Here is a 13,766-nt window from a genome sequence, read left to right as displayed (position 1 = left end):
GCAGTCTTATGCACTTTGTATGGTCACTCAACAGAGGGTTCTATTCTCTCGTGTCTTAAATCAATGGCTATTCGTGATTCGGGCAGTATAGGGTAAAATATGCAGAGTAACTTACAACACACTTCAGGGCTAACTTATCCCACATATTATGTAATCAACGAGTTTTTATTTCTCTAGCAAATTTATTATATAAAAACCTATTCAATGTTCTTACTGTTTATTGGAATTGACTCTAAACAGAGATCAATCTGATGAAAGCATTGAGTGTAAAGGCAAATAAACATGGGTGTAACTTAAAACTTAACTCTCAAGGAAAAAGTGGTCTGAGTCTTTAAGTCTATGTTAAAATTAGAGTGAATCTATACCAAATAGGTCAAGCTATGGAAACAATTATTATTACATTCATCATGGCGATCATTCTTGTGCTGCTTATCTTATTCTATAATAAGAAAAAGTGAAAACGTTTAGCACCAACCCTTGAACCTTATTGTAAATTATTGTTTTTTATTATAAAAAAAGACATCGCCTAAGCGATGTCTTTTCAGTAATACAATGATTTTGATTGCTTAGGATGATGCATTTTGATCATTTGGAATGAGCGGTTGCGCCAAAACGCTTTCGTGCTCTTCAACTTTATTGCCTTCAGTTTTAGCAATTACAGCAGTTGCAACACTGTTACCAATAATGTTGGTTGCGGTACGTCCCATATCTAGGAAATGGTCAACTGCTAGAATAAGCAAAATACCTGCTTCTGGTAGTTTAAACATCGACAATGTTGCCGCAATAACCACCAATGAAGCACGAGATACACCTGCAATTCCTTTACTGGTAATCATCAAGGTTAAAAGCATTAAGATTTGCTGAGATAGACTTAATTCAATGTTATAGGCTTGTGCAATGAATAACACCGCAAAAGACATATAAATCATTGAGCCATCTAAATTAAATGAATAACCTAATGGCAGTACAAAACTGATAATACGCTTAGGTACACCAAATTTTTCTAAAGCAACCATAAGCTTTGGATAAGCTGATTCACTACTTGCAGTGGCAAAACCTAAAAGGGTTGGTTCACGTACTGTTTTAAGTAAACGGAAAACATCCTTTTTAAGAAAAATATAGCCAACACCAATAATGATTACCCAAAGAATCAATAAACTTGCATAGAACTCGCCAATAAAAACACTATAGTCGAGAATAATTTGCGGGCCTTTTAAGGTAATGGCCGATGCAATTGCTGCGAACACAGCAATTGGTGAAAATGTCATGACATAGTCTGTAATACGGAACATGACACGGCATAATTCATCAATAATTTTTGCAATTACCGTACCTTCATCTTGCTGATGATGGACGTATGCTAATGCAGAACCAAAGAAAATGGAGAATACCAGAATCTGTAGAATTTCATTATTCGCCATGGCTTCAGCGAAGCTTTTTGGGAAAATGTGCGTAATGAAGGTTTGTAAGCTTAGATTCGTTGCTGTTACACCTACATCAACTGGTGCAGTCGGTATTGGGAGATTCATACCTGCGCCAGGTTGAAATAAATTGGCTAGACCCATACCCAAAAGTAGAGAAATAAGTGAAGCGCCAATGAACCAACTCATTGCTTTAAGTGTAATTGAACCTAAAGATGATGATTTACCCATTGAGATGAGACCAGAGACGATCGTCGCAAATACCAATGGTGCAATAATCATTTTAATTAATCTTAAGAATACATCTGTAAGAATCTTAAAATATGAAGCGATGTTTTCAGCCTGAGTAATGCTCAAATTGCTATGAAAAAGCCAACCAATTAATATTCCTGATACCATGGCAACTAGAATAAACTTTAATAGTTTCTTCTGATTCATATAAAATTTCCTTTTAATACCCTAAAATCGATAAAAACATCCTATTGTTTTATAGGATGTTATGATTTTCTTCCTACTATGCCAAATATCCATTTGACTTAGGGGTGCTTGGCAGAATCTAAACAATATCAATTCAAATTAACAATGCAAAAAAGTATTTATCCATGCAAAAAATGCATAGTGATTGTTAAGTATTTATACAAAATGCCAATGACTGTTTGAATTAAAGAAACTTAAATATGAAATGTGTTTGTTGAAATCAAACATTACAATTAGTGGAATTGACAGAACTAGGATTTGGTTAATGATAAGTAAAACTCTCCAATCGTGCGGCTTGGCACTTACCCTCCTTGCATCATCTATGTCGCTTTATGCAAAAAACAATGTTGTTATTGTTGCTACTGGTGGCACTATTGCAGGCGCGGGTGCAAGTTCAACGAACAGCGCAACTTATAGTGCTGCAAAAGTACCTGTTGATGCGCTAATTAAAGCAGTTCCTCAAGTAAACGATTTGGCGAATATTACAGGTATTCAGGCACTTCAAGTTGCATCTGAAAGTATTACAGACAAGGAATTGTTGTCTTTAGCCCGTCAAGTGAATGATCTGGTCAAGAAACCTTCAGTGAATGGCGTAGTGATTACTCATGGTACTGATACCATGGAAGAAACAGCATTCTTTCTTAATTTAGTTGTTCATACAGACAAGCCAATCGTATTGGTAGGTTCTATGCGTCCATCCACTGCTCTATCGGCAGATGGTCCTTTAAATCTGTATAGTGCAGTTGCGCTTGCTTCATCTAATGAAGCAAAAAACAAAGGCGTAATGGTGCTAATGAATGACTCGATTTTTGCTGCACGTGATGTTACAAAAGGAATCAACATTCATACCCATGCCTTTGTAAGCCAATGGGGAGCTTTGGGAACTTTGGTTGAAGGTAAACCTTACTGGTTCAGAAGTTCTGTAAAAAAACATACCAATAATTCTGAATTTAATATCGAAAAAATTCAGGGCGATGCATTACCAGGTGTGCAGATTGTGTATGGTTCGGACAATATGATGCCTGATGCATACCAAGCTTTTGCTAAAGCTGGCGTAAAAGCGATTATTCATGCAGGTACGGGTAATGGTTCAATGGCGAATTATCTAGTTCCTGAGGTAAGAAAATTACATGATGAACAAGGTCTTCAAATTGTACGTTCATCACGTGTTGCGCAAGGGTTTGTACTTCGTAATGCCGAACAACCTGATGATAAATATGGTTGGATTGCAGCACATGATTTGAATCCACAAAAAGCACGTCTTTTAATGGCTTTAGCATTAACCAAAACCAATGATGCAAAAGAAATTCAAAACATGTTCTGGAACTACTAAGCGTTAAATTAACGTTATTGATCTAAAACTATTGATCTAAAACATCAAAGGCAGATTCAGCAAAAATTAGATGAATCTGCCTTTAATTTTTTTAATTTTCATACTTTCAATCACTCGGCCTTTTTCTAAGAAGCCTTTTTTGTGATGTTTTTTGTTATTTTCTAGCCCTTTTTTTGTATCTAAAAAATATATTTTTTTAAAGTTTGTAATATTTTGCCAATCGCCACTCAGCAAAAATAATTTAAATCTTACTCATCCTGCTCTATCAAGACTGAAAATGTCACTGACAATCAGAAGAATTGACTCTATTCACAGCATTAATTCGTCCATTGTATGTAACTGTTGCAATACAACTATAATTACTGGCATTCCACCAATAATTGGTCTTCGAGCTATAATCTGCTGAGCGACTGGTCAATAGATAGTTGTATCGGCGAAAGACAGAGTTTGCTGCATTTGCTTTTGTTTCTTCTAAATTTTTTATTTCGGGGGGCATTTGCATGCTTTCATTTTTTTTATTGCTGGCACGTTCATACTGAGCCAAGGCAGAAAAGGACGCGATAGATAACGCTGCATTAGAAAATGTTGTGGTGTCTATTGCATACTGATCTAATGGATTCGATTCCCTTTCTCCAGAGCTAGCCGTAATACTTGCCAAATCAGAATGTTCAGATAAGGTTTCTGCTTGAGCTATAGAAAAAAATGGGCCAATGAAACATAAAGCATAAATTATTTTCTGGATATTGTTCATTTTCTGACTCCCCGCGATCCTTGAGAAGATTATTGTTATAGAGATACTCTAAGCCTTTTTTTTCAGAAAAAGAAGAGCTGAAATAATTTTAAATAAAACAAATCTTATTGAATTTTATCCTTATTTTTAGGTGACTTTATTCATATCAGTATCTTATTTAAAGTTTAGAGTTTATTCATTAAAAAAATAGCTAGAGCATCTCGTTCTAGCTATTTATTCAAATCAATTTTAGAGAAACGTTTTAAACGTAATCTACCTTGCCTTGATCTAATAGATTAAGCTTTAAGATTTTTTTCTTTTTATAGCGGTAACCAATAAAGAGACCCACAAACCAAATTGGAGAAAGTGCAAGTGCAATTAAAGTATCATGATCTAAAGCTAAAATGACAATCGTGAAAACCAAGAACAACATAGTAAACCATGCCATGAAGAGTCCACCAGGCATCTTATAATTTGATTTGAGGTGTAATTCAGGGTCTTTTTTACGATATGCAATATAAGAAAGTACAATCAACATAAATGTAAAAATACATAAAATTGACGTTAATGCAGAAATAATCGTAAATGCAGTCATGACATTTGGCACAATAAATAGAATTGATGTTCCAAGTGTTACGCACACCATAGAGAAAACTAAACCACGAATCGGAACTTTACGTTTTGACAACTTGCTAAAGCTTTTAGGCGCATCATTTTCTAAAGATAAACCGTATAACATACGGCTGGTCGCAAAAATACCACTATTTGCAGAAGAAAGAGCTGATGTTGCAACAACAAAGTTAATTAGGCCTGCTGCAATGGGTAAACCAACATGGGTAAACATTTCTACATATGGGCTTTTTTCTGGTGAAACTTGTGCCCAAGACGTCACAGCAATAATACAAACCAATGAGCCTACATAAAACAACAAAATTCTTAATGGAATAGAGTTGATGGCTTTAGGGAGTGATTTGTGTGGATCCTTGGTTTCAGCAGCAGTGGTTCCGACCAATTCAATACCGACAAAAGCAAAAATAGCAATTTGGAAGCCAGCCAAGAAACCAGTTAAACCGTATGGGAACATGGAGCCACTTTCAAATAAATGTGAGAAAGATGCTGTCACACCATTTGGAGAAACATAGTGGGTACTAATTAAATACAGCCCCGCGACAATAAATAAGATAATCGCAACAATTTTAATTAGGGAGAACCAGAACTCTAATTCACCAAACATTCTTACTGCAACAAAGTTTAATATGGTCAAAATGGCGAGTGAAGCAAAGGCAGGTATCCATACGGGCATATCGGGATACCAGAATTGCATATACCCCCCTATTACAATAACATCGGCAATAGCGGTAATAATCCAGTTACACCAATAAGACCAACCTAGAAAAAAACCTGCCCATGGGCCTAAATATGCGGTCGCAAAATCGGCGAAGGTTTTAAAATTTGTATTTGCAAGCAATAGTTCTCCCATTGCACGCATAACAAAGAAAAAGAAAAATCCAATAATTAAATAGGTCAGAATAATCGAAGTTCCTGAAATACTCAGTGTTTTACCAGAACCCATAAATAATCCAGTACCAATTGCACCACCAATGGCAATCATCTGGATATGACGATTTGTCAATGAGCGTTGCAATTTTTCTTCATCTTGTTCAGTCATGTGCTGACTTCCAAGAAGGTCTCCTTCTAGAAATTGCTTTCCCTTGTTCTTACTCATGTAATGTTTACTCCAATTTATAACAACCGTTACAAATCCTTTAATAACGACTTAACCCACATAATGAATAATCTTATTTATTTAAATTCAACATAAAATTAATTTAAATAATTGAGCGTAAAAATCCATTTATTCTGCTTTCTTAAGTCTTGCTTGATCGCTTTTAATTAAATGGATGACTTAAATATGATTTATCTAAAACCCAATAATCACTCCAATAAAAATTCAAATAAATGACTAATTAATAATCAGGTTAAATATGGTTTAGTAGCATATTTAACTGAATAAAATTTCTGGTGGATCATACAGCACACTTTAGACTTTTTTGTTTAATTGCTCTTTATTTCTGCTTAATTTAAAAGCACTTGTTTAATTAAAAATGTACATTTAGCTAAAAAATATTCGAGTGAATAGTTGCAATTATCCATTAGTCTAGTGCTCTTTATTTTAAGAATTGATAGTTTAAAATAAAAAACTACCAATTCTATTATGAATATCCTAAGTATTTATAAACCCTGATATTTATAAGCAAATACCAGGTGAAAGCTTCTCAGGTAAAATAACTGTGTCACTTTCTAATGAAGCCATAGGCCACGCACAATAATCGGCTGCATAGAAAGCACTTGCACGATGATTCCCAGAAGCCCCTACACCTCCAAAAGGTGCAGCACTAGATGCACCCGTTAATGGTTTATTCCAGTTCACGATTCCTGCACGCGCTTCAATAATTAAGCGATCGAACAAGTTCCGATTTGGTGAAACCAAACCCACAGACAGCCCAAAACGGGTCTTGTTTGCAAGACTTAAGGCTTCATCAAAGTCTTTATAACGACAGATAGTGGTTAAAGGGCCGAAGTATTCTTCATCAGGGACTTCAACTTTTGTAACCTCAAGAATCCCAGCCGTAAGTAGTGAACTTTCAGCATCAGGACGTGTCATTTCTAACAGCACAGTCGCCCCTAGAGCTAATAATTGTTGTTGTGCTTTCAGCATTAAATCGGCAGCTTGAGATGAAATTACCCCTCCCATAAATGGCTGTGGTTGTTGATTCCAGTGACCCACTACTAATTTTTGTGCAGTCTCAACAAAGCGCTGAACAAAGGCATCACCATTGGCACCTTCTTTCACCAAAATTCGGCGAGCACACGTACAGCGTTGCCCTGCTGAAACAAAAGCAGACTGAATCACCAAATGAACCACGGCATCTACATCAACAGCTTCATCAATAATGAGTGCATTATTACCCCCCATTTCTAAAGCAAGAATTTTCTCTGGACTGCCAGCCATTTGCTTGTGCAAGTGATAACCTGTATTGGCGCTACCTGTAAAAAGTAAACCATCAATTTGTGCTGAAACTGCCAGTGCTTCACCTGTCTGGCGCCCCCCTTGTACCAGATTTAAAACACCATTAGGCAAACCTGCTTGCTGCCAAAGTTTTACTGTTTCTTCAGCAGTCCATGGGGTTAATTCACTGGGCTTAAATACGAGGGTATTTCCTGCAATTAAGGCGGGAACAATATGCCCATTGGGCAAATGACCTGGAAAATTGTAAGGTCCAAATACAGCCAATACTCCATGCGGACGATGGCGTAATGATGCAACGCCATCTGCCATGACAGTTTCACTAGAACCTGTTCTCTCATGGTAAGCACGTACAGAAATTGCCACTTTAGCAATCATGGACTGAACTTCCGTCAGTGTTTCCCAAAGCGGTTTGCTGGTTTCCTGACTAATGACTTCTGCCAGACGAGTTTTATTCTGCTCCAATAATGCTGCAAAACGTTCAATGATCTCGATACGTTGTTCTAATGCGCATTTCGCCCATGTAGGAAAGGCTTGACGTGCGGCAAGTGTGGCTTTTTCGACATCCTCTTGGTTGGCTGCTTGAGCAGTCCAGAGTGCTTGGTTGCTGACAGGATTTGTTTTAATCCATTCTGCACCATGCCCATTCAGCCATTGTCCTTGTATAAATTGTTTGCCCTGAATCATGCTTTGTGTTCCTTTGGATTTAAGGACAACACACGAACCACATCACCTTGAGCTACTTTGAGTTGCTCAGCCTGCGCTTGCGTTAACTGTATGTTTTTTTGCTCAGGATCATGCTGAATCAAAAGGCCACGGTAGTCTTGATAATGGTCATTTGAAATTAAGTAGGGTTCAGCTTCATTCAAGGTTACTGTTTCAACAATTTCAATTGGAAGAACAGTACTTTCTTTAATTGAACGTAAGTTCTCTACATCGGCTTCTAAAGTCGCGCCACCATCGAAAATATCGACATAACCTTGGAAACGTAAACCTTCACCTAACAATAATTTATAAGCAGGTAAGGTATTGGGATGGACTTTGCCAATCACTTCTTGGGCTGCTGCAGGCAACATATCGACATATAACGGATAGCGTGGCATCAGTTCTGCAATAAAAGACTTCTGCCCTGTACCGCTAAGATAATCCGCTTTCCTAAATTCCATATCGAAAAACTTATGTCCGACTGCATCCCAGAACGGAGAGTTGCCGACTTCGTCCGAATATCCGCGCATTTCTGCAACAATGCGTTTTTCAAAAATATTTCTGAATGCTGCAATAAACAAGAAGCGGATTTTTGAAAGAAATTTCCCGTTCATTTCTTTACGATAATCAGGATCGAGGAACAATGTACATAATTCACTACACGTAGTATGGTCATTGCTTAAAAACAAAGTTTGATGCGCCTTATACACATTGAGTGTTTTTGAAGAATGTACTTGAGTGCCCACATGGAAGTTGTACCAAGGTTCACTTAAGCCCAAAGCAACTTCAATCCCACAGAGTCCAACCACTTTGTTAATGCTGGTATCTTCTAAAACAAAGAAATAGCCTTGATCTGCTTTGCTCAGTTTGCCGCGCACGGTATCGCAAGCGCGTTTCAGTTTTGCTGCCAAAATTTCCAAGTTGGGCTGTAATGAAGTAAGCCCATAACCTGCTTTTTCAGCAAGCTGATAGATGTCATTGATATCATCTTCTCGGATATAACGAATAATCATCATTTATGCACACTCCTTCAATTCGTGTGAAAATTTTTCAAGAGTTTGCTCAAAACGGCTTAACCCTTCATCGATATCTTCAAATGGAATAATGAGTGAAGGTGTAAAACGAACAACATTTGGACCTGCAACCAGTGCCAGTAAGCCTTGCTCACCTGCCAAATTGACAATATTTTTCGCTTGACCAGCATGTTCTGCTTTCAAGACGCATCCGATGAGTAAACCTTGTCCACGAATTTGCTCAAAAACATTGAATTTCGTATTGATCTTATTTAGACCAGTGACAAAATAATCAAATCGTTGCTGAACACCCTCTAAAACTTCTGGCGTGTTGATAAATTCGAATACCGCATTTGCCACTGCACAAGCCAATGGGTTGCCGCCATAAGTTGTGCCATGATCACCCACTGCATACATATTGGCGTATTGATTTGTGGTAATCATCGCGCCGATTGGGAAGCCACCCCCTAAAGCTTTGGCAGTGGTTAGAATGTCAGGAGTAACACCTGTATTCATATAGGCATACAGTGAGCCAGTACGCCCAACACCTGTTTGGACTTCATCAAAAATCAGGACGGCGCCATGTTCATCACAGAGTTGGCGCAAGCCTTTTAAAAACTCAAGATCAGCAGGAAGTACGCCGCCTTCACCTTGAATAGGTTCAACAATAACGGCACAAGTATTTTCATTGATCACGGCTTTTGCCTGCTCTAAATCATTAAATGCAGTATGTTGAATACCTTCTGGTAGCGGTGCGAAATCTTGAGAATACTTTGGCTGACCACCTGCGGTCACAGTGAATAAAGTACGGCCGTGAAATGCATTCTTAAACGCAACAATTTGATTTTTATTTGCATGACCACTGAGCAAACCGACTTTGCGTGCAAGTTTTAAAGCAGCTTCGTTTGCTTCTGCACCTGAATTACAGAAAAAAACTTTGTCTGCAAATGTGTTTTTAACGAGCTGCTTTGCTAAACGAAGAACAGGTTCATTGGTATAACCATTGCCAATATGCCAAAGTTGAGTCGCCTGTTCCGTTAAGGCCTGAACTGCAACTGGATGTGCATGACCTAATGCATTTACTGCAATACCACCTGCAAAATCAATATATTGCTTATCATCTTGATCCCAAACATGAGAACCTTGACCACGCACTAAGATAAAATTTGCTGGGGCAAAAACTGGAACCATCCAATCATTAAAGTTTTTACGCGTCACTGCTAAGTTATTCATTTTGCTATTCTCTCCAATAGGTTTTAAATTCGTTTTATCTTTAGTGGCTTACTGAAATCGGTCTGGATATTCATTCATGCGGCTGTGCGATGTGCCCTAATTCCGTGTAGCTATAAGCGTTATAGAAAATAAAAAATGACGAAGACGGTTTTAGACCGCGTGAAATTCTGGATTGAGGAAAAGAACCTACAATCGCGTTGCCAGTATAATTTTCTGTGTTAGTCATCTTTTTTCCTTAACGACCTAAGCTTCCATCTGCGCTTAAAACCCTTTAGCGAGACTTTGGATCTCTAACTAAATTTAAGTCTGAAATAAAACCGAATCATCAGCAGGCTTAGCGCATTTTTCTATTATTAAGGATCAAAATGACTTAAAAAATTTGTAGTTTTTTCTAAAATGAATTATTTTTTTCCAAATTGACAATTGCAGGATGCAAAATGAGCGAAATAGACCAAATAATTCTCGGTTTGCTAAAAGAAAATGCTCGAATGTCTGTCACAGATTTGGCGGAAAAAACGGGGGTATCTCGTCCAACCATCAAGAGCAGAATTGACTATATGGAGTCCTCTGGCATCATTACAGGATATACTGTGCGATACCGTCCAGATGTAGAGAAAAATATTATTCGTGCTTGGATGAGCATCATGGTAGAAGGTACTAAAGCCAGATCGGTCATTAGTGAATTACGTTTAGATTCAGCCGTTGAACGCTTACATAAAACCAATGGGAAATGGGATATTTTGGTTGAAATTCAAGCGGATTCGCTAGAGACTTTTGATAAAGTCTTAGAAAGAATTCGATGCATTTCTGGTATTTATAATAGCGAAACGAGTATCTTGCTCTCGACTTTTAAAACCTAATCTTAATAAAACTTAATTTGGGTATTCTCGTAATCAAAATGCTGAAGAACTCTAAATATAGATAAAATTTAGGTTTTATTTATTTCTTACAAACTAAAATTTATCTACTTTTATAAGTTGTTTATTAAGTATTTTAAACAATGAAATAGTGTTTTAATTGAAGCTTTCTTACCATTAAAACAACCTGTTGGGGGGAATGGAGAAGACGGTATTTAAAATACTTTAGAAAATGAAAAGTAATGTTAGGATGTAAGCGAGATAATCTTATGAGTTACAAGGAAATATAAGTATGACAGTATCGCAATTAGAGTTTTATCAAGCCAAGTTAAATTATGAAATGGACTCTTGGGATTTATTTGAAGCATTAAGTCAGGGACAAAAGATTATTGTAGTTGATGGACGCAGCGCTATAGCCTATCAACATGAGCACATTCCAAATGCAATTAATATTCCGCATCGAAGTATTACGCAGGAGACATTAGCTCATTTGGATCAAACTGTGTTGTATGTCACTTATTGTGATGGTATTGGCTGTAATGCCTCGACCAAAACGGCGCTCAAAATGTCGACTCTAGGCTTTCAGGTTAAAGAACTAATTGGTGGTTTGGACTGGTGGAAACGAGATGGCTACCAAACGATGGGTGATAATGCTCGTGCTGGAACGAGTATCGATTGTGGTTGTGCGGGTTAAGACATCTAGAAGAAATTGTTCTAATGCTAAAAGTCCAGTTTCTTCTATTTTTTTTCTAATCATTCTTGGATTTAATCACCTGTATTTCCACGATTAAATCTTGACTGTATCGCTCTCTATCATAAGTCGTTTCAATAGCAGTGCTTATATTTTTTATGATGAAAATCAGATTTTAAAATAATAAAATAGCTATAAAATGAATAAGGCAATGAAAGTTTTATTTACATAAGAACAGAATCGTATTGGTCTAAAAAGGACTTTATTCACACGAACAAGCTAAGGATAGCGAGTATGGATTTTAAGATGCACGGTAAAGCCCATCACTTCTTTTCTTCACATGCAATCCTGATTATTACATTTGCCCAGCTTTTTGGGACATCGTTATGGTTTAGTGCAAATAGTGCAGCAGCCAATTTAATTCAAGAATGGCATATTACAGTTGCAGATATCGGTTGGCTAACCAATGCTGTACAAGCAGGTTTTATTCTTGGAACCTTCTTGATTGCCTTTACGGGTTTTGCAGATCGTTTTAAAGCGAGTTCTATTTTTACGGGTGCAGCACTGTTGGGTGCATTGTTTAATTTATGTTTTGCTTGGTTAGCACAGGGTTTAATCGATGGCATGATCTACCGCTTTTGCGTGGGTCTATGTTTGGCTGGCATCTACCCCATTGGGATGAAGTTGGTGGTGCAATGGGCACCTCATCGAGCCGGAGCAGTTTTAGCACTTTTGGTTGCCATGCTTACATTGGGTACGGCATTGCCCCATGCCATGAATGGCTTATCAGCCAATTTAAACTGGCATTATGTGATTACTTTCTCATCCATTTTGGCATTAGTTGCTGCATTGCTTATTTTTATATTGGGTGATGACCAACCTGCGCAGGTCGTTAAAAAAAGAATAGTGACTGGAAATGCATTCCAAGTCTTTAGAATCAAAAAATTTAAAGCCTCCGCAATCGGATATTTTGGCCACATGTGGGAGTTATATGCTTTTTGGACCATTTTGCCTCTTTTTATTGCTCATTCAGGCGTTTTAAAAGCCCTCGGCTTATCGAATGTGCCATTGGCGACATTTTTAATTATGGCATGTGGTGCTATAGGCTGTCTTTTAGGTGGATATTGGTCAAAGATATATGGCAGTGATCGCGTTGCTATGGGGGCTTTATTTCTCTCTGGTCTATGTTGTCTGATTTTTGCATTGGCTTGGCGTTATTTACCTGCGTGGTCATTGCTGATTGTTCTAATTGTATGGAGTGCATCTGTCATTGCAGATTCACCACAATTTTCTGCACAGGCTTCGGTTGCCTGTCCTCCAGAAAAACTGGGTGCAGCACTCTCTATTCAGAATTCTATTGGCTTTGCGATAACCATCGTATCCATTGCATTTACGACCTATGCTTTTGATCATATAGGTTTAGATTCTGCTTGGATTCTTTTATTTGGTCCTGTTTTGGGTATCTTGGGTTTTTATAGGACGATGTCAAAAGCCTAATGAAGTTTTGTTCTTGGTAAATTGATTTTTGACTAAGCTATTGATTTATGTGTGTTAATTTTATAAGTTGAATTGGTGTGTGATAGCTTATTCATATGTAATATCAATAAGCTATCTTTTAAAAAACTAGAAGAAAATCGTATTAAAATTTAAAACTATAATCCACATTAATACGCGTTTCATTTGCTGAATGGAAGGTCATATTGGTTGGCATATCATTTCGATAATGAGAAAAACGCGTTCTAAGCCCCAAGCCTTTTAAACGCCCTTCTGGTATGCGATAACCGAGCTCAAACTCTAAGGATTCTTCTTTAAAACGTCGGTCGCCATATGTTAATAAATCAATGTCATCCCCTTTGGCATAACGCGTCATAAAGCGCAGACCATTGAGTGAAGTTTCACCCAGACGAACATTTTTAAAATCATAGTCATAACGTAAAGAAACCACTTTTTCATCTTTATTCGAGTAATCCGAACTCATAAAATCAAGCACAACTGGACTTTCAGCACCTGATAAGAATGGCAGACCTGTATCACCAAAAGACTGCATATAGCCAATCGAGAGCGTATGCCCCTGCATGTTGAGACCAAACAACCCACTTAAGTGACGATTATCCACAGCGCCTATTTTTTCACTTCCCGTATCATTACTGTTAAAAAAGCGAACATCCGTTAAGAAATTAGACAACTTGCATAACTCATAAACCGAACAATCATTTGCTGTAATTCTGCACCGACATTTTTTGATATTTCATGCATAATTTATGCATGAAATATATTG

General features: G+C 37.4%; 11 protein-coding genes and 1 pseudogene. 4 read left to right on the top strand and 8 right to left on the bottom strand.

Annotated features, from left to right (window positions below):
- Nucleotides 1-566: 566 nt before the first annotated feature.
- Nucleotides 567-1,859, bottom strand: coding sequence for a dicarboxylate/amino acid:cation symporter (locus DCO44_RS14180; RefSeq protein WP_116762996.1), 1,293 nt, complete (start codon nucleotides 1,857-1,859; stop codon nucleotides 567-569).
- A gap of 304 nt (nucleotides 1,860-2,163) precedes the next feature.
- Here DCO44_RS14180 and DCO44_RS14175 point away from each other — a divergent pair, with 304 nt between their 5' ends.
- Nucleotides 2,164-3,231: an asparaginase gene (locus tag DCO44_RS14175; RefSeq protein WP_116762994.1), complete on the top strand. Its 1,068-nt coding sequence runs from the start codon at nucleotides 2,164-2,166 to the stop codon at nucleotides 3,229-3,231.
- A gap of 280 nt (nucleotides 3,232-3,511) precedes the next feature.
- Here DCO44_RS14175 and DCO44_RS14170 read toward each other — a convergent pair whose 3' ends face one another.
- The 6 genes from DCO44_RS14170 to DCO44_RS16660 all read right to left on the bottom strand — a co-directional run bounded on the left by DCO44_RS14170 (nucleotide 3,512) and on the right by DCO44_RS16660 (nucleotide 10,166).
- Nucleotides 3,512-3,982: a hypothetical protein gene (locus tag DCO44_RS14170; RefSeq protein WP_116762992.1), complete on the bottom strand. Its 471-nt coding sequence runs from the start codon at nucleotides 3,980-3,982 to the stop codon at nucleotides 3,512-3,514.
- Nucleotides 3,983-4,223: 241 nt separating this feature from the next.
- A complete protein-coding gene (locus tag DCO44_RS14165; protein WP_116762990.1) occupies nucleotides 4,224-5,687 on the bottom strand; it encodes an amino acid permease in 1,464 nt (487 codons plus the stop codon).
- A 522-nt stretch (nucleotides 5,688-6,209) separates the two neighbouring features.
- Complete coding sequence (gene astD / locus DCO44_RS14160) at nucleotides 6,210-7,676, bottom strand: succinylglutamate-semialdehyde dehydrogenase (protein ID WP_116762988.1); 1,467 nt, start codon at nucleotides 7,674-7,676, stop codon at nucleotides 6,210-6,212.
- Complete coding sequence (gene astA, locus DCO44_RS14155; protein WP_116762986.1) at nucleotides 7,673-8,710, bottom strand: arginine N-succinyltransferase; 1,038 nt, start codon at nucleotides 8,708-8,710, stop codon at nucleotides 7,673-7,675. Before astA ends, astD begins: the two co-directional genes overlap by 4 nt.
- The gene (locus DCO44_RS14150; protein ID WP_116762984.1) at nucleotides 8,711-9,940 is read right to left on the bottom strand and encodes an aspartate aminotransferase family protein; all 1,230 of its coding nucleotides are present in this window, start codon (nucleotides 9,938-9,940) and stop codon (nucleotides 8,711-8,713) included.
- A gap of 70 nt (nucleotides 9,941-10,010) precedes the next feature.
- Entirely contained in the window at nucleotides 10,011-10,166 is a 156-nt protein-coding gene (locus DCO44_RS16660; protein ID WP_165815724.1) for a hypothetical protein, read from the bottom strand.
- 211 nt (nucleotides 10,167-10,377) lie between these two features.
- On the opposite strand from DCO44_RS16660, the gene DCO44_RS14145 reads away from it, so the two are divergent.
- The 3 genes from DCO44_RS14145 (at nucleotide 10,378) to DCO44_RS14135 (ending at nucleotide 12,985) form a co-directional block, all read left to right on the top strand.
- Nucleotides 10,378-10,800: an Lrp/AsnC family transcriptional regulator gene (locus tag DCO44_RS14145; protein ID WP_116762982.1), complete on the top strand. Its 423-nt coding sequence runs from the start codon at nucleotides 10,378-10,380 to the stop codon at nucleotides 10,798-10,800.
- A gap of 289 nt (nucleotides 10,801-11,089) precedes the next feature.
- On the top strand, nucleotides 11,090-11,491 hold the full coding sequence (locus DCO44_RS14140; protein WP_116762980.1) for a rhodanese-like domain-containing protein: 402 nt from the start codon (nucleotides 11,090-11,092) through the stop codon (nucleotides 11,489-11,491).
- 291 nt (nucleotides 11,492-11,782) lie between these two features.
- Nucleotides 11,783-12,985 carry an MFS transporter gene (locus DCO44_RS14135; protein ID WP_116762978.1) on the top strand — a complete coding sequence of 401 codons (1,203 nt, stop codon included), beginning with the start codon at nucleotides 11,783-11,785 and terminating at the stop codon, nucleotides 12,983-12,985.
- Nucleotides 12,986-13,127: 142 nt separating this feature from the next.
- Here DCO44_RS14135 and DCO44_RS14130 read toward each other — a convergent pair.
- Nucleotides 13,128-13,667, bottom strand: a pseudogene (locus DCO44_RS14130) (OprD family outer membrane porin); the annotation flags it as partial.
- Between the last annotated feature and the right edge of the window lie 99 nt (nucleotides 13,668-13,766).

Source organism: Acinetobacter sp. AM (genome assembly GCF_003105055.1).
GTDB classification, from domain to species: Bacteria; Pseudomonadota; Gammaproteobacteria; order Pseudomonadales; family Moraxellaceae; genus Acinetobacter; species Acinetobacter tibetensis.
This window is presented reverse-complemented; position numbering and strand designations above follow the sequence as displayed.